This is a genomic window from Pseudanabaena yagii GIHE-NHR1 (genome assembly GCF_012863495.1).
Taxonomy (GTDB): domain Bacteria; phylum Cyanobacteriota; class Cyanobacteriia; order Pseudanabaenales; family Pseudanabaenaceae; genus Pseudanabaena; species Pseudanabaena yagii.
In genome coordinates this window covers 2,523,710-2,547,257 of record NZ_JAAVJL010000001.1, presented here as the reverse complement: position 1 = coordinate 2,547,257, position 23,548 = coordinate 2,523,710, and the positions used below count along the sequence as shown (strand labels likewise).

Annotated in this window: 22 protein-coding genes, 1 tRNA gene and 1 pseudogene; 8 read left to right on the top strand and 16 right to left on the bottom strand. The window is 42.9% G+C overall.

Annotated elements, in window-relative coordinates; all coding sequences use genetic code 11:
• Positions 1-165 precede the first annotated feature (165 nt).
• Positions 166-887 (top strand): annotated as a pseudogene (locus tag HC246_RS11635) (IS1 family transposase).
• Here the strand turns inward: HC246_RS11635 and HC246_RS11630 are convergent.
• The 5 genes from HC246_RS11630 to HC246_RS26375 all read right to left on the bottom strand — a co-directional run bounded on the left by HC246_RS11630 (position 847) and on the right by HC246_RS26375 (position 2,477).
• Positions 847-1,290 (bottom strand): hypothetical protein, encoded by a 444-nt coding sequence (locus tag HC246_RS11630; RefSeq protein WP_169363531.1) that lies wholly within the window; start codon positions 1,288-1,290, stop codon positions 847-849. The pseudogene HC246_RS11635 and the gene HC246_RS11630 overlap by 41 nt on opposite strands.
• Positions 1,291-1,366: 76 nt before the next feature.
• Positions 1,367-1,639, bottom strand: coding sequence for a DUF2442 domain-containing protein (locus HC246_RS11625; RefSeq protein ID WP_169363530.1), 273 nt, complete (start codon positions 1,637-1,639; stop codon positions 1,367-1,369).
• The gene (locus HC246_RS11620; protein WP_169363529.1) at positions 1,620-1,856 is read right to left on the bottom strand and encodes a DUF4160 domain-containing protein; all 237 of its coding nucleotides are present in this window, start codon (positions 1,854-1,856) and stop codon (positions 1,620-1,622) included. Before HC246_RS11620 ends, HC246_RS11625 begins: the two co-directional genes overlap by 20 nt.
• A gap of 211 nt (positions 1,857-2,067) precedes the next feature.
• Positions 2,068-2,141: transfer RNA gene (locus HC246_RS11615), tRNA-Asp, on the bottom strand.
• Between the two features lie 204 nt (positions 2,142-2,345).
• A complete protein-coding gene (locus HC246_RS26375) occupies positions 2,346-2,477 on the bottom strand; it encodes a hypothetical protein (RefSeq protein ID WP_263972467.1) in 132 nt (43 codons plus the stop codon).
• Positions 2,478-2,530: 53 nt separating this feature from the next.
• Here HC246_RS26375 and HC246_RS11610 point away from each other — a divergent pair, with 53 nt between their 5' ends.
• The gene (locus HC246_RS11610; RefSeq protein WP_169363528.1) at positions 2,531-3,184 is read left to right on the top strand and encodes a hypothetical protein; all 654 of its coding nucleotides are present in this window, start codon (positions 2,531-2,533) and stop codon (positions 3,182-3,184) included.
• A gap of 72 nt (positions 3,185-3,256) precedes the next feature.
• On the opposite strand, the gene ccsB is transcribed toward HC246_RS11610, so the two are convergent.
• Positions 3,257-4,300, bottom strand: a complete 1,044-nt coding sequence (ccsB, locus tag HC246_RS11605; protein WP_169363527.1) for a c-type cytochrome biogenesis protein CcsB — start codon at positions 4,298-4,300, stop codon at positions 3,257-3,259.
• 138 nt (positions 4,301-4,438) lie between these two features.
• Between ccsB and HC246_RS11600 the strand changes: the two genes are divergently transcribed.
• The 3 genes from HC246_RS11600 (at position 4,439) to HC246_RS11590 (ending at position 5,964) form a co-directional block, all read left to right on the top strand.
• Positions 4,439-5,071, top strand: coding sequence for an alpha/beta hydrolase (locus HC246_RS11600; RefSeq protein ID WP_169363526.1), 633 nt, complete (start codon positions 4,439-4,441; stop codon positions 5,069-5,071).
• Positions 5,072-5,239: 168 nt separating this feature from the next.
• Positions 5,240-5,338 (top strand): photosystem I reaction center subunit XII, encoded by a 99-nt coding sequence (gene psaM / locus HC246_RS11595; RefSeq protein WP_169363525.1) that lies wholly within the window; start codon positions 5,240-5,242, stop codon positions 5,336-5,338.
• 38 nt (positions 5,339-5,376) lie between these two features.
• A complete protein-coding gene (locus HC246_RS11590; protein WP_169363524.1) occupies positions 5,377-5,964 on the top strand; it encodes a slr1601 family putative cell division protein in 588 nt (195 codons plus the stop codon).
• A gap of 29 nt (positions 5,965-5,993) precedes the next feature.
• Here HC246_RS11590 and HC246_RS11585 read toward each other — a convergent pair whose 3' ends face one another.
• The 6 genes from HC246_RS11585 to HC246_RS11560 all read right to left on the bottom strand — a co-directional run bounded on the left by HC246_RS11585 (position 5,994) and on the right by HC246_RS11560 (position 11,853).
• Positions 5,994-6,752 carry a glycosyltransferase family 2 protein gene (locus tag HC246_RS11585; protein ID WP_169363523.1) on the bottom strand — a complete coding sequence of 253 codons (759 nt, stop codon included), beginning with the start codon at positions 6,750-6,752 and terminating at the stop codon, positions 5,994-5,996.
• A gap of 29 nt (positions 6,753-6,781) precedes the next feature.
• Entirely contained in the window at positions 6,782-7,225 is a 444-nt protein-coding gene (locus tag HC246_RS11580; RefSeq protein ID WP_169363522.1) for a DUF29 domain-containing protein, read from the bottom strand.
• On the bottom strand, positions 7,222-8,415 hold the full coding sequence (locus HC246_RS11575; RefSeq protein WP_169363521.1) for a glycosyltransferase: 1,194 nt from the start codon (positions 8,413-8,415) through the stop codon (positions 7,222-7,224). The genes HC246_RS11580 and HC246_RS11575 overlap by 4 nt, the downstream gene beginning before the upstream one ends.
• On the bottom strand, positions 8,412-10,280 hold the full coding sequence (gene asnB / locus HC246_RS11570; protein WP_169363520.1) for an asparagine synthase (glutamine-hydrolyzing): 1,869 nt from the start codon (positions 10,278-10,280) through the stop codon (positions 8,412-8,414). The genes HC246_RS11575 and asnB overlap by 4 nt, the downstream gene beginning before the upstream one ends.
• 110 nt (positions 10,281-10,390) lie before the next feature.
• On the bottom strand, positions 10,391-11,566 hold the full coding sequence (locus HC246_RS11565; protein WP_169363519.1) for a glycosyltransferase family 4 protein: 1,176 nt from the start codon (positions 11,564-11,566) through the stop codon (positions 10,391-10,393).
• Between the two features lie 47 nt (positions 11,567-11,613).
• Complete coding sequence (locus tag HC246_RS11560; RefSeq protein WP_169361594.1) at positions 11,614-11,853, bottom strand: hypothetical protein; 240 nt, start codon at positions 11,851-11,853, stop codon at positions 11,614-11,616.
• Positions 11,854-12,205: 352 nt separating this feature from the next.
• Here HC246_RS11560 and HC246_RS11555 point away from each other — a divergent pair, with 352 nt between their 5' ends.
• Entirely contained in the window at positions 12,206-13,426 is a 1,221-nt protein-coding gene (locus HC246_RS11555) for a murein hydrolase activator EnvC family protein (RefSeq protein WP_169363518.1), read from the top strand.
• Between the two features lie 131 nt (positions 13,427-13,557).
• Here the strand turns inward: HC246_RS11555 and HC246_RS11550 are convergent, their stop codons facing one another.
• From HC246_RS11550 to HC246_RS11535, 4 genes are all read right to left on the bottom strand, one after another.
• Complete coding sequence (locus HC246_RS11550) at positions 13,558-14,418, bottom strand: pentapeptide repeat-containing protein (RefSeq protein ID WP_169363517.1); 861 nt, start codon at positions 14,416-14,418, stop codon at positions 13,558-13,560.
• 148 nt (positions 14,419-14,566) lie between these two features.
• Positions 14,567-16,318 carry a succinate dehydrogenase/fumarate reductase flavoprotein subunit gene (locus tag HC246_RS11545; protein WP_169363516.1) on the bottom strand — a complete coding sequence of 584 codons (1,752 nt, stop codon included), beginning with the start codon at positions 16,316-16,318 and terminating at the stop codon, positions 14,567-14,569.
• A 66-nt stretch (positions 16,319-16,384) separates the two neighbouring features.
• The gene (gene yidD, locus HC246_RS11540; RefSeq protein ID WP_169363515.1) at positions 16,385-17,083 is read right to left on the bottom strand and encodes a membrane protein insertion efficiency factor YidD; all 699 of its coding nucleotides are present in this window, start codon (positions 17,081-17,083) and stop codon (positions 16,385-16,387) included.
• A 165-nt stretch (positions 17,084-17,248) separates the two neighbouring features.
• Positions 17,249-19,876 (bottom strand): M1 family metallopeptidase, encoded by a 2,628-nt coding sequence (locus HC246_RS11535; RefSeq protein WP_169363514.1) that lies wholly within the window; start codon positions 19,874-19,876, stop codon positions 17,249-17,251.
• A gap of 425 nt (positions 19,877-20,301) precedes the next feature.
• Between HC246_RS11535 and HC246_RS11530 the strand changes: the two genes are divergently transcribed.
• Positions 20,302-21,141, top strand: coding sequence for a YdcF family protein (locus HC246_RS11530; RefSeq protein ID WP_169363513.1), 840 nt, complete (start codon positions 20,302-20,304; stop codon positions 21,139-21,141).
• A 163-nt stretch (positions 21,142-21,304) separates the two neighbouring features.
• Positions 21,305-23,134 (top strand): polysaccharide deacetylase family protein, encoded by a 1,830-nt coding sequence (locus tag HC246_RS11525; RefSeq protein ID WP_225902943.1) that lies wholly within the window; start codon positions 21,305-21,307, stop codon positions 23,132-23,134.
• Positions 23,135-23,548 lie beyond the last annotated feature (414 nt).

Below are 23,548 nucleotides of genomic sequence, written 5' to 3'. Positions count from 1 at the left end.
CTCAAATCACCACAAGGCGATCGCTATTCGCTAAAAGTAAAAGCAAGATCGCTTTAAATAATGTCAAATAAATGCTCAGTTTATGAAATGGTCGCTAAATCGGCGTTGCACATAATCATAATGATAGGTTAGAAAATAAGAGTAAGAGTTGTTCAATAACAAAAAATGCAATGCCCAAATTGTAACGGAGAAAAAGTAGTAAAAAATGGACATCGATATGGCAAGCAATGCTATCGATGTAAGCAATGCAAACGTCAGTTTATCGAATTCTATAGTGAACGAGGATATTCTGAGGATGCCAGACAAATTTGCTTAAGAATGTACTGTAATGGCATGGGATTTAGAGCAATTGAGCGATGTACAGGAATTAGTCACAATACGGTAATCGAATGGGTGAGAGAAACAGGAACAAAATTGCCTGAGACAGAGGAAATTGAGGAAGTGCCAGAGGTCGGTGAACTAGATGAACTCCAGACTTTTGTAGGTAGCAAAGAAAACAAAGTTTGGATATGGACAGCAGTCAATCACTTTGCAGAAGGGATTTTAGCTTGGACAATAGGAGATAGGAGCAGTACTTCGACAAGCTCAGTAACCATGAGACTTTTGCCGTGTTGTGGGCAATGATCAGGAATTGGACTTGCTATTTCTGGCTTAGTGATGGCTACTGTGTTTATCCCAAGTTTATTAACCCTGAAGATCACATTGTTAGTAAGACCTATATGACTAGAGTGGAGGGAGAGAACACCAGATTGAGACACTACTTAGCAAGATTGCATCGCAAGACTCTTTGCTACTCAAAGTCTAAGGAAATGTTGCAGATTTCGATTCGGTTACTGCTTTTTTACCTCAACCGTAAAAATCAAAAATCTTTCCCCATTTTTCCCTGATCATTATGTATATGTGCAACGCCCCCGTATTTAAGTAGCTAAAAAGATCGAAATCACTTTCCACCTTGCCTGTAATGCAAAAAAGCATAAAATACTTTCGCCATGCCTGATTCATAGACCTTTCCGAGTATCTTTCTTCGACCTCGAAGCATCGAACCATTTCCGTCAATTCTCCATCAAGCCTCTCCTCACACTTTTTTCGATCTTTTTCTGTTAACAAATTCCCATACTTCAGCAATAGATATTTAATAAAACTGGTTAAATAATTGCCAAAAGACTCAAAGCTCATTTGTAGAACATCTTTGCGATACCTTTTACTCCAATAAACAAAAGTTTGTGCTTGAACGCCTTTTTGATCATCAAATTTGATTTCGTTAATATTGCTTGAATTGGTTCGAGGCATTAGCTTTCTCCTTTTTGGTTTCTGTGGTTTATGATGATCGCTATTTACTTTCACTGAGATTAAAGAAGCGATCGCCTTAACTAATTGCTTTTGATTTTCTGGGAGCAGGCGCACCACGTAACATCCCTTCAGTACTCAGATCCTCATCAAGATCTTCCCAGTGAATACCATAGCCACCACCGCAGACTTCCCAATTAGCAAGCTGCTCACTAGTTCCATTCAATAACCTCGGATACCACACTAACGGAACTACAATCGTCCGCCCATCCATCAAATCAACACTGATCGTATCTTCAGTAAAGCTAACATTCTTAACTCTCTCATCCGTCTTAATCGCCAAAGTACTCATACCAAGCCTCAAGTAATTGTGTTTGATTTTCGACCACCATAGATTGCAGTTTCCTTAACTCTTTAGCGGGAAATCCAATATTTTGAGCTAGGCTAACTGATTGCAACCAAAATTTAGCTGTCAAGTTATCGCGATCAATATGAATATGTGGTGGTTCATTTGGTTCGTGACTGTAAAAGTAAAAACGATACCCACCAATCCTTAAAATCGTTGGCATGACTTAAAAATAACACAGCGTAATTCTTGGCTAATTAAAATATATCAATCTGCGATCATGCTTTACTTGCTTTCACCAAGATTACAGAGACGATCGCACCTAAGCAAATACAGGCTCAGATTTTTGCGCTTTAGGATACTTGGCATTAACAAAAAAACAAAAAAGGAGTCGCTAAGCGACTCCTTTTTTGTTTTATCCGTTCTTTATAGAACGGGTCCGACGGGGCTCGAACCCGCAACTTCCGCCGTGACAGGGCGGTGCTCTAACCAATTGAACTACGAACCCAGACTTTTGCTTAAAATTGTATTTATTAAAAATACACTGAAGAACGGCTTGCTACTTGCTTTTTAAGCTTGTTACTCGCGTTTCTTTATTCAAGCGGTCTTTATTATGTAGATTTCAAAAGCGTTTGTCAATACTTTTGAGTATATTTTTTCAAGTTTTTTTGATCCAAGAGTCTGTAACATTCACTGCGTAAAGGTTTTGATGCTATTCAGCTAAGATGTCATCACCTATGCCTTGATGGGTTAGCACTTCAGCGGGACTGATCGCCACAAAATATCGTAAAAAGCCTGAAAAAGTCATTGCAATTCCCCCAGTCCATGATATTCTGTCAGCCATTATTTGCCAGCTATATTCTGTCCATTAGGATTTAATTGGTTTAGAGGATTTACATGAATTGCTTTAAGAGCGCAAAAATCAAGGGTGCGGGAACAGCGATCGCGACAACGCTTTTGACGCAGATATTAAGTATTGCTGTACCAACAACATGGCAATCAATACCATCAGCGCTCGCTTTACCAGGACAAAAGCCAGATCAAGTCATTGATTGGATTAGAACTAACCCAGCCCTGCGTCCAGAGGCAGGTGAACGTTTACTCGTGCGTAAAAGTGACACTCCATCAAGACGATTTCAGTTTCAAGCCAGTGTGGTATTACCAGGGATTGCAGCAATTAAGGCGAGCGACGCAAATCTGATTAGAAGTGAGCAGATTCACTTTTTTGACATTATCAATGGTGTTACGCGATCGCGTTTAGAAGAGTCTCTACGCTCGATATATGGTCCCGAAATTATGCGCGACTATGCCACTGCAAAACGGGTTTATGCCTATCCTACGGCGGCAATGGTGCAGCGATCGCGCGGCAAGAATGCTTCACCAATTTTGTGGGCTTTGCAGGGGGAAGTACGTCAAGGTAAAAAGTATGGCTATTGGGTAGAGTTGTTACAGAATGGCAAGGGCAGCGCCAATTCTGGACAAATCACTGTATTTGAATTAGAGAGTTTGCCGAAACTAGAAGAAGAACTAAGCAAACGTAATAATCCATAAAAAAAGCCTCGCAATGCGAGGCTTTTTACAACCCAAAATAAAAGAGGCAGCGCTTCGCGCCGCCTCTTTTATTTACAAGAACCAGCCGTAGCTATGTAAGCCTTTACCGAGAAGGTTTACACCGAGATAGCAAGTCCAAACTACTAATAAGCCGACACTCGCTAAAATAGCGGGCTTGCGTCCTTGCCAACCCTTAGTAATGCGTGTATGCAAATAGGCGGCAAATACTAACCATGTAATCAAAGACCAAGTTTCCTTAGGGTCCCAACTCCAATAGGAACCCCATGCCTCGTTTGCCCATACGCCGCCAGCGATGATGCCAATGGTCAACAATGGGAAGCCTAATCCGATCGCTCGATAACTGAGATTATCTAAAGTTTCTCCTAAGGTGAGGCGACGTAGCGATAGGGGTTTCGTTTGGGTTGCATTCTCCGATACCAGCGTAGCGGTATTTGCAGATGAGAGATTTGCTGAATTTAAAACATTACCCATTCCTTCAACGGCAAAAGCAGCAAAGGTTTCAGGATTAGACTGCTTTGCTTCGGTAACGCTACGCAGATTTGTGCCGAAGGAACTACCTTGTAAAACCACATCTTGACCACGGGTAACAATCAAAAAGGCGATCGCTAAAATGCTACCCGTCATCAAAGCAGCATAACTGAGCAACATTACCGTAACGTGCATCATTAACCAATTGGACTTTAAAGCAGGGACAAGCGGCTCCGAGACCTGCATCCCTGCGGGTAAAGCCAAAGCTGCAAAAGCAGTAATCCCCATTGCCATTGGTGAAGTAAATGCCCCGATCAAACGCTTGGCAGTATCGTTCGCACTCTTATTACCAATGCGATCAACGACAATATGCATGGTGGTAATGCCCCATGCCAAGAAAAATAGAGATTCATAAAGATTGCTTAGTGGGAAATAGCCTGCATCAATCCAGCGCGCTCCCAGTAATGCAGCAATGCAGAGATTAGCGATCGCCATGCCCGCATTTCCTAGCGATCGTAAATAGGGCAGGTTGGGAAATGCGACATGTACCCAAAAAATGAGCATAGTCGCAAAGAGGATAGCAAATGAGGTGTTATCCAATAAGTTCTGAAGCGCGACGAGTTGCATTCAGGCAATTCTCCAGCAATTTTTAGAAGGTTTTATGATTTGATGTTTAAAAGTGCATTTTCGATGCTTTTTTATTGTAAGCATTGTAAGCGATGTTGATAAGCCTTACCATTTATCGGATCATGCCTAGATTTGCCCATGCCCTTAAATTACCGCGCATTACCTGCTACTCTACCTAATCCCAATGCCCAAGGTGCGATCGTTGCCCTGCATGGATGGGGTGCAAACTGTGATGATTTGATCTCCCTTGCACCAATGGTTGGAATTCCAAATTATCAATGGATTTGTCCTGAAGCTCCATTTAACCACCCGATGCCCAATGGCAAAATGTGGTATGACCTCCAAAGTCTTGACACTGAGGGATTAGCCAAAAGCTGCGAATTGCTCAGTCAATTTCTGGAAAATTTACCAAGTCTCACGGGTATCCCTCTCGAAAGAACATTTTTGTTAGGTTTCTCACAGGGTGGAGCAATGACCTTAGATGTCGGTCTGGTATTTCCCTTCGCAGGATTAATAGCTCTGAGTGGTTATTTACACATTGCTGAGGAAGAATTGCAGGATCTCGCAAATGAAGCATTTCCGCCAATTTTAATTGCCCATGGCACACAAGACCCTGTTGTTCCCATTGGTGCAGCCCGTAGCGCCAGACAATTACTTGAGAGTTTAGGGGCAACAGTGGAATATGAGGAGTATGAAATGCTCCATGAAATTCGTCCTGAAACCTGCGATCGCATTCGCGAATTTATACTGGCTCATCAAGTGTCTAAATAGGTAAAAATGGGCGGCGCTTCGCACCGCCCATTTTTACCACAATAAATCCTTTCCTTTTTTGTCACTTTTTGTTTTTATTTGTTTTAACGACTAGTCAATTTTTGATATGACAGTGTATTGTTAAGATCGAAATAATCACTTATATAAACTATATTTAGGAGATATTGTATGCCTCTTTCAGATGCTCAACTTTTCTCAGCTTTAGTACTTGCACTAGTTCCCGCAGTATTGGCTACTTTGTTAGGTTCTGCTCTTGCAAATTCCTAGTCCTCATTCATATATTTTTTACAACCTAGAGGTTGCGAATGGTTGCCAAGCGAAACCCATCTCCGCGAGTTTCTCCAACAGTAGCAAAACAAACCCTACGCCGATCGCAGGATCAGAACGGGCGAAATGATGTCGTGAGCATTGGGGCACGCAGCAACCATTCCGTCTCTAGCGGCAAATTTCCCACGCCGACAGCAGTGAATCCTGAGTTAAGTGCTACTAATAGCTATAGTGAGGCAGTTGCCCATTCTATTCAGCGCAAGAGAGAGCAATATTGCCGCACTAAAGCTACTGAATCAATTATTGTCATTGCAGTAAATGTGGCTTTGTCCCTTGCAGCGATCGCTGCAATAACGAGATTATTACCTTATCAGTCATCCCAAAAGGATCGTCTCGACGAAATTACAACAGAGGTAAATTCTGCCGAGCAACGGGTTAATACTTTGCGTGAGCAACTACCGCAAACCTTAAATTCGGGCAAGTCTAGAGAAATGTTATTGCGAAAGCAAGGTCTGATTAAGAGTAATCAAATGACCATTAAGTTACTCGATCCCACCGAAATCGCCTCACCCAATAACGATGGGGTCATGCCGACGACAACCACGGCCCAAAGAACTAAACAATAAAAAAAGAGAACGCAAAGCGTTCTCTTTTTTTATTGCTCTAGCTCAATGAGGCGAATGGCTAATAAAATCTCTGCAAGCATTCTTTGCCAAGCGTAATACCAACCTGACCAGCCATCCAAAATTCCACCTTTCAGGATTAAGCAATACAACAAAATCACAATTGGGGCAATTACCTTTTGTTTGCGAAGGCGATCGCCAAAACTCAACTCATTTACTGGTGTCGTCATTAACTTTTTGGCTTCGATCAATAAATAGCGATCTTGGGATTGCAACCACCGACTTAAGGATTTGCGATCGTCATGATAGATATATCCAGCTAAATATCCATAATCTCCTGCAACCTTAACCCGATGAGCATGACCATCTTCAATATAATTAGCCTTATCTTTGCGGTATAGAACTTTACGAGGTGGCAATAGAGTTCCACGTAGAGGTTTCCCGAATACACAATATTTAAAGTTGGCAAAATAGGAATCTTTGGGTAAAAACTCTGACAAAGAATGGAGTTCAGCAATTAATTCTTTACTCAAAGTATAGTCCGCATCTAATGAGAGCACCCATTCCGTTGTAATTTGCTCTAGCCCATAATTACATTGTCCTGCAAAATGATCGAAAGTACGTTGATAGATATCTACTTGTGGACATCTAGCTAAGATCTCTAGAGTTTGATCAGCGCTAAAACTATCAATGACAACAATTCTTTTTGCCCAAGTTAAGCATTCTAAAGTCCTGCTAATATTGGGAGCCTCATTATAAGTAAGAATTAGTGGCGTAATTTGCTCAATCATTTTGATGAATGTCCCGTAAAGTTGTCTAACTAATCTTCAGGCAAATATTGAGGATTTAAGACATCGGTTTGTGAAAAAGGACATAAATCAGGAAAAGTAGCAATATCCAATCCTGTTTCTTGGGACGTAATCAATCTTGCATCTTGATAGCAATCTGCGAATACAGATTCAAAATAAGGCTTTAGGCTAGGACTTTTTTTAAATGCTTTATTTAAACGGAGAGAATGCTCAGTAATTGATGCTTTCCAGCTATTGGTTCGTTTTTGCGGTTGGTATTTCCATTTTAGTAAATGCTGTAATACTCGAATCAAGTTGCTTTCTAAGGCATCTTTACGGCTATTCCCCATATCTTCAATTTCTTCAGCCAGATTTTCGAGATCCAATTTCTCAACCTCTCCTTTGCGTAATAGATTTACAGTTTCCTTCAGCCAGAGGTTAAAATCTGTTTCATATAAAGCTTTGGTTGCATTCATAGCTTTGTATATTTGGCATACTTGGCATATATATTGATCAAACTATGGGCTATTTTAGCCCAACTATAATGTTCAGCAATATATTGTTGAGCGCGATCGCCTTTTTGCTTTGCAACTTGGGGATGCTCGAAAAATTCTTGGATTGTTGACGCGATCGCTTCAGAATCTAATTGCGCGACATAGCCGAGATCCTGTTCTTTGACCATTGGCGAGATCGCTACACCATTCGTAATTAAAACAGGCGTTCCTGCTGCGAGGGATTCAATCACAGCAATACCAAAGTTTTCAGAATGGGAAGTGAGGACAAATAGATCAGCCCCTTGTAAATATAGATTTTTAGTTTCCCCATTAACGAAACCGACTAGATGGGTGCGATCGCTAATTCGATGTTTTTCTAGTAAATCTTGAATCTGATTCATGTAATCACTCTCGCCATTCCCCGCAATCACAAAAGCAAAATTCGAGTCTTGGAATTTGCTAAGAGCAGGAATCAGATATTCCAATCCTTTTTTAGGATGGATACGGGACATAAAGAGAATAATGGGGATCTGATGGGGGATTTGCAGAATTTGGCGGAGTTTATCTTGAGCATCAGGAATAGGTTCTGGTATATGCACACCATGTGGCAGAACGAAATTAGGAATATTCAAACCTAGTTGATGGAATTCCTCTCTTTCCTGCTCAGCCGTAAAATGGAGTGATTGACTATGCAATAAATTAGAGCGTTCAATAATATTGAGATAGATTTGTTTGCGAAGTTTACTTTGCTGCAATGACCATTCACAAAGCTGTCCCAAGGGGCGATTGATATAAGGCACATTTTTGATACGGGCGATCGCCATAGCGATCGTGGAAGCATAGGAAAAAATAGCATGGACATGAATAATGTCATAATCGGTGATATGTTGCCATAGCCAAGCTGTCAGCGCTCCTGAATAGGCAAACTCACGTACAGCATTAAGATTGGGCGAAAATCTTGAAAAAAAGCGAATTGGTACATTGCCATATTCCTCTAACCGATCAGTCAGTATATCTAAAGGCACATCCAGTAAGTCTTTGCCATTATCATTAGTGGTTACGATTTCCGCATCAACATTTTGCGATCGCAGCGCTTTCACCATTTCGATTACTGCTTTGCTGGGACCTCCACGCACTTTTGCCACTGAAGGAATAATATGCAGAACTTTCATAAGGAGAGCGCCTGTAACCAATTTTGTAAAACTACTAAACTCCAACGCCGATACCATTGCTGAGGTGGCAGAGGAATATGACTCGGAATCTTGATTTCCATAGTACCTTTAAGCCAATCCTTGTCAATCCATTGGACAAAGGGAATGGTAAAGCCTCGTTTTTGACGATTAATAATATATTCAGGGATTTCGGGAATTGCATGAGTTAATAGCTGTTTATTTTTATGTAAACGCATTGATGCGGGGATTTGACTTATTGCTGTAAATAGATCGCAATCAACAAAGGGAACGCGCAGTTCTAAGCCCCATTTCATGCTCATCACATCACTATCTCGCAATAATTGATTTCGCATATAGCGACTGAGTTCCAGATAGGAAACTTCATCTTGTGGAGTTGGGAATTCCTGAAAAGATTGCTTTTCTTCATTCAGAAAAGTGACTATCTCATTTTTAACTTGTTCTCCAACATCTTCACCTAAATAGAATTGCACCAGTTGATAGGCTTCCCAAGTCGAAAAAACTCCACGTACCAAGTTATAAGCATTTTGAATCGAGTTCTCTTTGGATAAAAATGCTCCAAATCGTCGATATTTAGGAGACTGGGCTAATTGTTCTAACCCATTACCAACAACTTTGGCGATCGCTTTTAAAAAGGCAACATTTTGTCTCTGATCTACCATCCTTGGTACTTGCCGAAATGTACCATAGCCACCAAATAGTTCATCGCTACCTAGCCCTGACAACACTACTTTCATGCCCTGTTGATGGGCAATTTGGGAAATGCAAAATGTATTAAATCCATCAATAGTGGGTTGATCAAGCGATCGCCAATATTCTGGTAACAGATCCTGAGCAAGATCAGCCGTTAGTAAATATTCAGTATGGGACGTGCCAAAGTGATCGGCGACCTGTTTCGCGATCGCCCCTTCATTCCATGCTTCTTCCTTAAATGCAAGGGAATAGGTGCGTAATTCATTACTTTGCATTTGTCGTGCAATGGCAACAAGTGCCGTTGAGTCGATTCCACCGCTCAAAAATATACCAATGGGAACATCGCTAATTAAATGATGCTTAACACTGTTAAATAAAGCTTCCCTTGTTGTAGTGATCGCTTCTAAGGAGAGTTTTGCTGCTGTTGGGGCATAACTTGGCGCTACAGAATGATCTCCATAAATTACCGATGGGAAATTAATTTCCCAGTATTTTTGATGGTGAATCTTGCCATCCTGCCATCGTAAACTGCTACCTGCTTCTAAACTTTTAACACCATCAATAATTGTCCAAGGTTCTGAGACAGAGCCATTGGTTAAATATGTATATAGACCTATCGGGCTTAATTGTTTGGGAATGATGCCAAGCGCCATGATGGCTCGTAATTCCGACGCAAAAATTAAAGTTTTGCCTTGACACCAATAATAAATAGGTTTAATCCCAAATGGATCACGCGCCATAAAACAGACCTTTTCGTGCTCGTCCCAAATCGCAAAAGCAAACATTCCGCGCAAAAACTCTAGGCATCTTTCGCCATATTTGGCATAGAGCTTGAGAATTACCTCTGTATCTGTATTGGAAAAAAAAGTTTCCCCTTCATTTTTTAACTGTTCCCTTAATTCGAGAAAGTTATAGATTTCTCCATTAAAAGTAATCCAGTATCTTTGATCAGCAATGGGCATCGGCTGATGTCCATTTTGGCTCAGATCGAGAATCGCAAGACGGGTGTGAATCAAGGCGATATCGCGCTGTGGCGATAAATATACCCCTTGATCATCTTTCCCCCGATGCTGAAGGGCAATTTGCAATATTCGGATATATCGCTCAGTCTCATTTGGCAGTGATGAAGCTAAGAAACCAGCAATTCCACACATGGTCTGTTCCCTAGCTCCAAGCTGAGCAAACACACAATGCTGCTTTTATTTTTGGAAGGTGAACGCATCTAAAAAGCATACATTTGATGTGTAAAAGTTGAATTTAAAGGTTAGTTGAGAAAACTTGATAAATAACTAGATAGACTATGCTGAAAATGCTCAAACCCAAATTTGGTAATTACGGATTGTCGTAATTTTTGCGGTTGGTAGATTAGAGGATTATCATGTTTGCCTGATAGGATTTTGGTAATTACTTCCACAAGTTCGTATAAGTTATCTGGGTTAATTAGTGCCCCAATCTCTCCTTGACATAAAGCATCAACAGCCCCATCTAAGTTTCCTCCTAAGACAGCTTTACCAGAGGCTAGAGCTTCTAAATAGACTATCCCAAATCCTTCTCTTTTACTAGGCATAGCAAACAAATCGCATAGATTATAGTAATCGCATAAATCTTCGTCGGGGATGAAGCCTGCGAGAGTGACATGGGTTTGGAGATTATTTTGTTGAATAATTTGGGTGAGCCGATCGCGATCGCTACCTTTGCCAACAATGATGTAATGGATATCAGGAATAGATCGCCGAATAATGGGTAGTACCTCAAGAATGCGATCATAGCCTTTGTATTTTTCTGAGGCGACAAGGCGAGATACTGTGAGGATAATTTTTTGCTGAGCATTTAACCCATATTTTTGTAATAAATGTGCGGGCTTCTCTCTAATTTCCCAAGCATTTGCATCAAAAGTATTATGTAAAACTCCCACTTTTTCAGGGGATAACCCCTGTTGTTGACAGAGGCGATCGCGCGTGAAGTTACTGACCGCAAGAATTAAGTCCGCAGTCTGTAGCGATTTTTTTAATAAAGGATTTTGAATATCCCATGCTTCAACCCCATGGGCGATCGCAATATATTTCGTACCAATTATTTTTTTGAGGATAAAAGCGATCGGTGCAAAATTTAGGTGCGTCGTAATGATCAGATCTGGCTTTTGGGTGATCGCTAAGCTCATCAACTGCCAAGCAAAAAATAAAGTTCTAATAGGTGATGGGATCGCTCCTGCACCATAGATTTGCGTCCGTGACCAGTTGCTACGACTATCTTGGCTAACTTCTTGGCTAATTTTTTGCTGCATTACTTCCCCTGAGTCATTTTTGAGGAAAATACTTAAATTAGACTCAGGGTATAGAGACTGGAACGCTTGCAATAAAAAACCTGAAAATACTTGAATCCCCCCCTTGGTACAAAAAAGTTCAGGAATCCAGAGATGAATATGTTGAGATTTGGTCATATCCTCACTACAAAAAAGGAGGCGCTTAGCACCTCCTTTTTTATAAACTATGACATCCTACAAAATTGACCCGAATGTAATTTAATTTCCCCCAGATCTGGTATCCATGCAGCCCATTGACCATCAGGATATTGACACATCAGCAACGCCTCATCATAGCTACTAGATGCAGGTGGCTCTAGCAATGTTACCCAAGTAGAAGGCAAGGGTTGAAGACATTGCAGATAACGAGACTGCTTTGTATTTTGAGTGGCTTGATAAGTACGAGGATGTGTGGTGGTTGTCATAGCTTTGTCTCTGCAAGTTTGAAGCAGTTTTACTAAATTAGTTATTTAAATTGCGTTTTTAAATAGTTTTTTAAGAGCCAAAGTTTATTTAGCTTCGTTAATTATGTCATGGGAAAAGTATATATGTAGATTTTAGTATTAAAAGATACAGAAATATTATTAAAAGTTAAAACTTGCAAAATTCTATACGCGATCGCTACTCAAGGGAGAGTCACGCTAAATCTAGGCTTTTATTAATGTCAAAATACGGTTAAAATCTTGCCCTAGTTTGTGGACTTGTTTGTGGAACTTGGTGGACTGAATGCGCGATCGCCTTTGTTGGCAAATAAACTGGCACATAAATTGGCAAGATATGACTAGTAAACATTTTCCAATCAATGGTGAAACAATCTTTCAATTGGCGCAAAGACTAAGCAAGGGAGTGATGCGCCGATTTTTGCGGTTAGCATTGCTAACTGTGCTGATCGCCATTGGCTGCTGCTTAATGCTGGGGCAAGGGGAGCCAGTGCAAGCTCAGTCTGTGGATGAACTCAAAAACTATCAAAACTTTGTCGATCAACAGCGTCAAATCATTCAAAAGCAACAAGAACAAATTAATGCGCTAACCAAGCCCGCGGAATCGCGTCTTGCAGCCCTCAAAAAAAATGTCAGGGTTACGGAGGCGCAGATCCAAGAAAATGAGAAAAAAATCCGTCAAGCTCGCAGTCAATTACAAAATCTGAGCACAAAGCTCCAAGAACTAGAATATGACCTCAATAAAAAGCGTGATGCAACTTCTGCACGTCTACGCTATTTACAAAGGCAACAGTTGCAACGCTGGTGGGTAACACTGCTCAGTAGTCGGGATCTCAATCAGTTTGCCGATCGTCGTCGGCAGATTGAGCGCATTTATAATAGCGATCGCAAGTTACTGGCAGACTTGACCCAAAAATCGGAACGAGTCGAAAAGCAGCGTAATCAAGTAGTTGCTCAGAAAAATGAGATTGAGCTATTAACCCAAAAGCTGAAGTATCAAAAATCAAATATCGAAGCGGAAGCAGTTGCCCAACAAAATACTATTGAGCGACTCAAGAGCGATCGCAAAGCCCTCGAACAAGCGGAAGATCGTCTCGCCGAAGATTCTCGCCGCCTGTCACAAATTATCATGGCAAAAGTCCAGCCCTATTCTGGCGTAATCTTACCTCCAGGTACAGGTCAACTGATGTATCCCACGATTGGTCATGTTACCAGCAATTTTGGTTGGCGCACACACCCAATTTTAGGTACTGAACGCTTTCATGCTGGCATCGACTTTGGCGCAGACTACGGCAGCTTAATTTATGCCAGTGCTCAAGGTAGAGTCATTTATGCAGATTGGTATGGAGGCTATGGCAATGCGGTGATCATCGATCATGGCAATGGCATGACTACACTCTATGGACACTGTAGTGATTTATATGTCAAAGATGGGGATGTCGTCGAGAAAGGACAACCGATCGCTGCCGTTGGCTCGACGGGATTTTCCACGGGTCCCCATTTACACTTTGAGTTACGTGCTAATGGTGAACCCATTGATCCTGCGGCTTATTTATAAGAAGAGAGGGGCGGCGCTTTGCGCCGCCCCTCTCTTCTTATGGTTTGATTTTGTCTTAACACGAGTGACGATAGCGATAAAAAAACGTTTTCAAGCCTAAAAAGTAAAAAGGGCTACGCCCTTTTTAGGTATTACCAAACATCTGGCAGAATGGCATCTTGAAAATCGGTGGTTTCGGTATTTGCACCAGTAAAGTTAGTTTTGCTGAGATTGGAGCCAGTAAACTCGGCACGATTCAGATCTGCACGACTTAAATCTGCACCAATAAAATAGGCTTCACTGCAATTTGTGCCCCGCATATCTGCACCAATCAGATCGCAGCCACAGAGATTAGCGCGATAGAGATTTGCCCCAATCAAATTAGCGCGGCAAAGATTGGACTCACTGAGATCAATATCCACAAGGGTTGCACCAATCAAATCTGCACCCACCAAAGCCGCAACATTAAGATTACTGTGGGAGAGATCGGCTTCGCTTAGGTTAGCGCGACTAAAATCAGTTCCAGCTAGATTGGCTTCACGTAGCTCAGCACGACTGAGATTTGCCCCAATCAGAATTGCGCCAATCATGCTGACACCATTCAAGCTGGACATATTCAGCTTCGCGGTTGATAAATCAGCGCGATCGAGGTTTGCAAGACGGAGATTGGAGCCGCGCAAGTCAGCACCACTTAAATTGGTATTACTGAGATTCGCCTCACTTAGGCAAATCATACTGAGATGCGATGAGCTAAGATTTGCACCACTGAGATCGACACCTCGGAGATTTGCCATGCTCAAGTCTGAACCACGCAAATTAGCAGAGGACAGATTGACATCCCGTAGTCTTGCCCCACGCAAATTCACCATACTGAGATCAATGCCAGATAGGTCAATACCCTCTAACTGAATTTCACTGAGATCAACACCGCGAATATCAGGATGAGTTTCTCGCCATCTGTTCCAGTTATTTACGCCTTGATCCAGCAGTTTTATAAATTCGTCGATCGCCACGGTTAATCGTTACTCGCAAAGTCAGTAAACTCTAATCTCTATCAAGCATAGCTCCTATCGTGGTTTTGCAGTTATTTTCGACAACCACAAAAGCAAGAAATCTAATTCTGAAAGGGGGCACTTTGCGCCCCTTTCAAAAATATATAGCTTAATACTTGCGTTCTTGAGGTGTAAAGCGATCGCGATCAATGTTTTGTAAGCTCATATCAACGGGGCGATCGCTAGTTTTGACCTGACCATTTTCTACGTAACCCAGAGTATGTTTCAGGTAATTAGCATCATCGCGGCTGGGATAGTCTTCGCGGGAATGTGCGCCCCTGCTTTCTTTGCGGGATAAAGCACTGGACATAATAATTTCGCCGACGGTGAGCAAGCTGCGTAATTCGATCGCCTGCATCAGTTCCATATTAAAAACCGTACTGCGATCATCAACGAGCAAATCATGATCATAGCGATCGCAAATAGTTTGAATTTTTTGTAAACCATCTTTGAGGCGTTGATCATCGCGGAAGATGCCACAATGCTCGGTCATCGTATCCTGCAATTGTTGGCGAATATCGGCAATGCGGGATGTACCTTGTTTGGCTAACATCCTTTTGAGCTTGGTGTCGGCATCGATTAGGTAGGGGCGCGACACGATCTTAGGCATGGGGCGATCGCTGACATATTCGCCCAGTTTTTCACCTGCACGTTTACCGAAAACTACACACTCTAACAGTGAATTTGCACCTAAGCGGTTTGCTCCATGTACGGACACACAAGCTGTTTCCCCTGCGGCAAAAAATCCTGCGATCGGCTGGCTATCTACGCCAAGTACTTGACAATTGATATTAGTAGGAATGCCCCCCATAGAGTAATGGGCAGTGGGGCGCACAGGCAAAGGATGATCGATACAGTCCACACCTGCTAGGCGCAAACCTTCCTCCCTTGCAAAGGGAATACGACTGAGGATCTTTTCTCTTCCTAAATGGCGAACATCGAGATATACATAATTACCGCCATTAATACCGCGACCCTCCATAATTTCGCAGGCAATATTGCGCGATGTAATATCACGAGGCGATAGTTCCATTCGATTTTTGCTGATGGGGTAATTTGCCATAAAGCGATCACCTAAATCATTAATCAAATAGGCTCCCTCACCACGCACCGCTTCCGAAATCAGCACCCCCACAGGATATAAACCCGTTGGATGGAACTGCACAAATTCCATATCTTGCAAAGGCAAGCCAATATTTGCGGTCAAACATAATCCATCCCCTGTTGAAGCAAGATCGTTAGAGGTGGTATTAAAAACGCGCCCATAGCCTCCTGTTGCCATTAATACTGCCTTAGCCCGAAACACTTCTATTTGTGAAGTTTCCAAACTATAGGCGACAACACCCTTGACTTCAGTTCCATTTGTGCCATCTTCATAAACTAAATCCATGACATACCATTCTTGGTAAATCGTGCCACCGAGTCGTCGGAGATTCATTACCAATTCGTGCAAAATCGCATGGCCCGTTTTGTCGGCGGCATAGCAAGCACGACTATAGGTATGTCCGCCAAAGGGTCTTTGGGCAATCTTCCCATCTTCGGCACGGGAAAAGAGAACTCCTAAATGTTCCAAATCAATAATTACTTCGGGAGCTGATTGAGTTAAAACCTGTACAGAATTCTGATCGGCGAGATAATCGGAACCCTTAATCGTATCGAAAGCATGGGTGAGCCAATCATCATTATCCACATTTTTGAGCGAGGCGGCGATCCCCCCTTGGGCAGCAACGGAATGCGATCGGATCGGATGCACCTTAGAAATCAAGCCCACACTTAGATGAGGATAATTTTGGGCAACGGACAATGCTGCCCTAGAGCCTGCTAATCCACCACCAATAATTAGTACATCATGATCAATCATATAATTTTTAGAAAATTCTAGAGAAAATACTGGAAAATATCTTTAACTGGATCTTGAATTGTTTCCCTAACCACAGCTACCACAATCCGCGCCACCGCAATCGCCGCAATCGCCACAACCACTGCAATCCATTCCCGATAAACAGTCAGCATTGCCACAGTTAAGATCAGGACAGCTTAAATCAGGACAATTCAAACTATCACAGTCCATCACACTCATACCATCGGCACAATCAGCACAGTTAGCACAATCATTACAGTCATTGGAATTACCGCAATTATTGCCACCTTCGCCACCATTACTCGTCGCTTGCGATCGCCTTTTAGATGCCCATCGCGAACCACCAATTTTAGGTTTATCCGAATTTGGAGATTCTTGAGGCTCGTCGGTAGGCTCAGTATCTCCTAAATCATCAGGTTCACCAACTTCGATCGTCATTGTATTTGAAGCTAAGCGACTGGCATAATATCGCCGCCTTGACTGACATTTGGCTCGACGCTCTTTTAAGATTTCATTGGCTTCACGGCATTCCTGAAAGCGACCTTTAGCATTGGCGATCGCCACTAAAATCCCATCTTCGGCAATCACTCGCTTAAAATATTGAGAGCAAGATTCGCAACCATAGAGCACGCGATGGGCGCAAGAAAATCCTTTATGGGGTGAGATAAATTTCTGATAGCCAGCGATCGCTGTAACAGCGACAGTCCGCGCAGCAGTGCTAAAAACATGGGAAATTGGGAGCTTAACAGGAATTCTTTTCTGCATTTGTCGCTACTGCTGGTCACTTAAAGCAACTCGGCTATGATACAAGAATCTTTAGGTTTCTTCCTTAACCTTAATATTTTTTCTTACTTCACGCTACATCACTAATACGGATTCTCTCAGTGTTTTTTTGATTAAAAAATAAAGCACCCTATGGGTGCTTTATTGTTATGGTTTAGACTTTGCTTCGATCGCTTCCAATCGACTCTTGAGGGATTGATTATCCTTACGCAATTGATCGAGTTCTTCGCGTAGTTGCTTTAAACCCGCATCCTTACCGATCGCCTTTTGGACACGCTGAATTGCTTCATCAGCAACCCGCCGCACCCGACCATCGGGCGTAGAGTCCGATAGCGATCGCAGCACACCAATTGCCCCCGCACTATCAATTTGTCCCAAAGCGCCAACCACTGCCATTTGGGTTAAAAAGAATGTCTCTTGGGAAATGACCTGCAAGCGATTGAGGATTTTCTCGGTTTTGGGTTTAGTCTGCGACTTGCCCATAGCACCAAGGGCACGAATGGAGGCTAGGCGCAAGGGCTGAGGTACATCGGGTTCTGTATATTTGAGGATGGTTTCTAGCGCCTCATCGGATTCCTTAATTTTGGCTAAACCTGCGATCGCGCCCGAACGCACTACTTCATTCCAGCCTGCACGTTCTTTGAGAACTGTTTGCAACAGTTTGACCACCTTAGAAGGTTCCCGTTCATGACTCAAAGCGGCGGCTAATTCGCCCGACAATCTAGCGGCGGTAGCTTCAACGGTATAGCTAGGATCTCCCTTCTTAATGAAGGGCTTAATCAAATCCAAACTCTTCTGCACCTTGTTCTGTGCTAGACCACTAAGAACCGCATTTCTCACCTTCGCATTGGGATCTTCCAATCCCTTAGCCAAGGCTTCAAAGGCTTGATCGAGTTTAATCGAGGCAAGATTCTCAGCGATTTCCACACGCACACCCCAGAAGCGTTCATCGATTAAGGCTTGACCCAAGGCTTTCACCGCCTCTAATCCTCCTTTTTTCGCCAAAGCTTCCGCCGCTTGGATACGCGCAAGGGGATCGGGGTCAGACTGCAAGCCTGCCTTCAGTTCGGCAACACCATAATCGAGAGTAACTTGTTTGAGATAGTGATTCCCTTGATCGAAGCTAATATACTTGGGCTTAGTCTTTAAGGGGAAATAGAAAGACTGTTCTTTCTCAAATACGCGCACTTTGAAAACCTGCGATTCCGCAACATCTTCAAATCCAAAACCAATGGGAATCTTTAAATCAAATAGTTCATCCTGAGTTTGGGAAACTGTGACCTTCGCCAAGTTATTATCACTATCCCAGCTATAGCCTACCTTGTATTCAGGATGTCCACCACGGAAGACATATTGATCAAAGAGGAAGAGAATATTGCGTCCTGTAGCCTCCTCGATCGCTCTTAATAAATCAATGGTCTCAACGGTTTTATGGGCATTTGTCCGCACAAAATGATGAATCGCTTTCCAGAACAACTCATCGCCGAGTTCGGTTCGCAGCATATGGTACACACAGCCGCCCTTCTCGTAGATATGGCGATCATATAGCTCGATCGCCTCGCGATAGACATGGGTCACCATCGGACGACGATAGCGATCGCGATCTTCTGCCAAATAGCTTCTAGCTTCCCCCAGACGATAATAGGCAGCATCTTCAGCTCCATATTCATGGTCTGTCCAAAGCACCTCTGCGTAGGTTGCCGCCCCTTCCTTCACCCATGCGTGCGACCAATGCTTAATCACCACCAAATCACCAAACCATTGGTGCGCTAATTCATGGGCAACAAGGCTTTCACTAGAGCGATTATCCAGTGCGGCTCTCTGGTCTAAAACACAGCGATCGGTTAATAAAGTTGCGGAAGTATTTTCCATGCCACCGAAAATAAAGTCAGCTACACAAACCTGAGCATATTTTGGAAAGGCGTAATCATAGCCATACTTCTCGCTGAAGAATTCAATCATGCGTGGGGTTTTGCCCATCGTTAAGATGGCTTCATCAGCCGTGCGAGACTTGTCTACATAGTAGGTAACAGGTTTACCTTTCCATTCGTCTTTCACTTCGACAAAATCACCGATCGCTAAGGTCATCAAGTAACTAGGATGGACTTCCTTTTGATACCAGTGATAAATTTTCTCTTTTTTCTGTTCCTTAACTTCAATTAATTCCCCATTGGAAATTACGTTAAATTCCTTGGGAACACGAATGCGAATTTCGGAAGTTGCTAATTGTCCGGGGTAATCAAAGCAAGGGAACCAATAGCGCGAGTCTTCATCTTCGCCCTGAGTCCAGACCTGTGTGGGTTTATTGGGTTGATGCTCCGTAGGCTGGACAAAGTAAATACCGCGTTGAGGTTGTACAGCAGCATAGGCGATCGCAATCTCAAGAGGCACATTTGCTTTAGTGGGTTCATTGAGATAGATTTTTAGGAATTCGCCATCATAGTCAAACTTGCTCTTGGTTTTGTCGGGATCGGGCTTAGCTTCGATTTGATCGGTGACTGCCACCGAGTCAATCCGCAAATTCACCGCATCTAAAATCAAATCCTTGATGCCATCACGCACAGGACGAAGACGAATTTTAGTAGTTCCTGTAATTGTTTGCTGGGAAATATCCAGAACTAAATCGAGGGCAATATGTTCCACCTGTCCGGGGCGATCGGGGTTGTAATGGGGTTTTGCGCCCGGAAGTTGAAAAGATTTATGTTTTTTCGATTTGTCGCTTTCTCCATCCCAAAAGCCCAATTCTAAATAGCTGTCCCACGATTTGCGAGTCATAAATCTTTTTCTCTAAACATTGGCTGTGATTTCACCATAGTATATAGCAATCCTAAATGGTTTGTGGAAGCGCACCCCGCAAGGGTGCGCTTCCACAAACCCAAAAATCTATAAATGATTTAGGACTGCTATAGCAATTTCAAAAATCTAGAAAGATATTACTCACAACACTTTGTACTGGAATGATGGATAGCCATATCGCTCAAGTTTCCTAAACTAATGCATCGTCCACCAATAGGTGTCAAACTGTGGAGTTTTCTCTACTAGAGTAGAGACGGGTAAGGAACCAATTTTTTATGAAGTGGCTTTGTCGCTTCATAAAAAATCAAAAGCGGAGTTACTATCATTGCGGGGTTTTCACTGCCTTACGATTTTACTAGCCAGTGCCAAGCCCTAAAAAATCCTAAAATCTAGTTTTTTAAACTGTGTCGCTATTTTTATCGAAACTATTACCAATTTTCTTTTATCCATTAGGACTATCCAGTCTGTTAGTGGCGATCGCACTAGGCATATTGCTATGGAAATCTCGCCAAGCGCGCAACTCCAGTACCGTCAATAGAGCCGCCTCAATATTCCAAAGAAGTAGAATTGCTTCAATTTTGCTGGGAGTTGCTTTAGCAGTTTTACTTTGCAGCAGTAATGAAATTATTTCTAAGTTCATCGTGCGATCGCTAGAGTGGCAATATTTACCCAATGGTGAATTGCCCCAATCGGAGGCGATCATTGTGTTAGGTGGTGGCACGCGCCCACGTATTCCACCAAGACCTTGGTATGAGGTGAATGAGGCAGGCGATCGCATCTTATATGGATCGTGGCTATATAAACAGGGTAAAGCCCCATTGTTAGTAGTAACTGGTGGTAGGGCTGATTGGTATGGCGATGGTGGAAATCCTGAGTCGGAGGATATGGCAGCGATCGCAGAGGCAATGGGTGTACCCGCAAGTGCAATTATCCAAGAATCACAATCCTTCAACACCCGTGATAATGCGGTGAATACTAAGCACATCCTTGATCAAAGAGCCATTAATAAGGTCTTGCTCGTCACCTCAGCTCTACATATGCCGCGATCGATGGAAATTTTCCGCAAGGTTGGCTTAGAGGTTATTCCTGCACCAACAGACTTTTTATCGGTAAATAATGAAAACAGTAAGGGCTTAGCCATAGTTTTAGATTTATTACCTAGTGCTGAGGCTTTAAAAAATACAACTAATGCAATCAAAGAATATATTGGACTGTTTATTTATCAATTAGCAGGTTGGGCATAAAACAAAAAGTAGCCGCGCAAAGCGTGGCTACTTTTTGTTTTATGCAAATTCGTGATCCCTAGGTACTTGTTTACATGATGGCTGTCTGATTAAATAAGCGCTAGTAATATTAAGAAATTTATAAATCTTTATGAGCAGGGGCAACGGAAAAAATAGCAGCAGCATGAACGTAATTTGGGTCGTGCTAGCATTGGCTGCCCTCGGTACTGGCATGGGCGCAGCGATCGCTTCACGATTTGTATCCTATCGAACTGCCTCCACCAGCGTAGAAACTCCCGATACCAACCTAGATAATTCCGTTGCCAAATCTAGAAATGCACCTTCATTTTGCCAGTACAACGCACTGGACTCGGTAACAGCTTCGCTATATCAAGTCAGAGCGATCAATGCGATCGCCAATGATCCATTACCAACCCTCTCAAATTTAAGTAATGCGATTAATGCGGATCTAGTCGCCAGTTTTAATCCTGCCCCATTTCCCCAAATTAGCGATCGTGCGCGTGGGGCAAAAGTCCCGATCATCATGTATCACGATATCACCGCAGTTAAAGATGTGGAGTGGGATGTCACCCCAGAGGATCTCGAAAAGCATTTTCAAGCGCTGCAAGATGGTGGATATACACCAATTACGATGGATCGCCTCGTCAACCATTTGCGGACTGGCTCTCAATTACCAGAAAAGCCTGTATTGCTGACCTTTGACGATAACTATGTTGGTCAATACAAGTACGCTTTCCCCTTGCTCAAAAAATATAACTATCCTGCGGTATGGTCAGTACATACCCGTTTTGTCGGCACTGCGGGTCAAAAGCCCAAGGCAACATGGGATCAACTGCGGGAAATGCAAAAAAGTGGTTTGATTACCATTGCTTCCCATACGGTAAATCATCTGAATATGAAGAACCTCAGCAATGCAGAACTAGAACGTGAGGTATTAGAATCGAAAAAAACTCTGGAAAAAGAATTGGGAATTGCCATCGATTACTTTACCTATCCTGAAGGTGACTTTACGGAACGTGCTAAGGACAAGGTGAAGGATGCAGGTTACAAGGCAGCGCTGTCAATGAGTCTCGATCCCCGCCAAGAGCGCTCGGCTAATGAATCCGATGATTTACTTGCAATTATGCGTTTTGGACAGTCACGCTTTAGTGATGCGATCGAGCAAGCTTCCAGTGGAACTTCCGCAAGTCAAGTTTCACTTTTGCCCACTGTCAGCAATGGTTCGATTAATTTCACTACCCCCGTTGAGAAGAAAAAGGTGACAGTTGATGGTTTATCGCTCACTTTAGTATATGGTGGTCGCGCCGTCACAGCCCATGCCGATAAACGCGCTCAGGTAGCCGAAATTTTAGGAATGACTCCCAATGCGATCGCGGCTGTTGACGGTGGCTTTTTCTCCTTAGAGCGTATTGATGGCAATACGATGATTGGACCTGTGATGAGTCAATTCTCTAGCAATGCAGGCGTTTTTAATGTCGGTAATAAAGGCGAAAATCCATTGTTAAATGGTCGTCCCCTCGTATTAATTAGTCCTACGACAATCAAATTTATTCCCTTTAATGCCGCTAAGCACAATTCTTTAGAAGCAGTCAAGGCGGAGTTACCTGATGTCACTGATGCCTTTGTTGCCGCAGGTTGGCTCGTTCGTGATGGTAAACCCCAATCCGCCGAGTCCTTTGGAAAGCTCTATGGTTTTGATGCTAGTCGCGATCGCGCTTTTTGGGGAATCGATCGCTCTGGTAGACCCGTAATCGGCGTAACGATGGAAATGATCGATTCCGTCGGCTTAGGTAAAGTCTTGGCAAAGGCTGGTTTGCAAGATGTCGTCATGCTTGATTCGGGCGCTAGTGCCTCCCTTGCCTATCGCGGCAAATCAGTGATGGCGTATGAGCCTCGCCCTGTTCCCCATATTGTCGCACTCCTGCCTCCCGATCCTGCCCCCGTAGAGGCTGCCGAAAAGCCCAATTGCCCAGTTAGTCTTAATCGATTTTAGTCATTCATTCAGGCTTACAGCCCTCTGTAAGTAAGTAAAACCTGTGGCTCAAGCGCAGCTTGAGCCACAGGTTTTTGGGTTTTATATAACCAGTTAGCGTGTTGCCAAGCAACGCGCTAAGGGACTTGCTATTAAATTAAAGTACCTACGGCTTCGACTTCGCTCAGCCAACGTTGGCTGAGCGAAGTCGAAGCCGTACAAACTCGGTGGTACCTTTTTTCTCGACAAGTCCCTAACTAGTTATTTGTGTATAAATTACGATAGCTATGCGATACTCATATAAGGGGAGCCAGAAATTTAGGGCAGTTTTGTGAACTGGCGATCGCGACTAGGGGGATTGCTAGGCATTCTATATATAGCTACTTATTTTGAGTCTCCAGCACTTGCCGATTAATTAAACTTAGGGTATTTGGT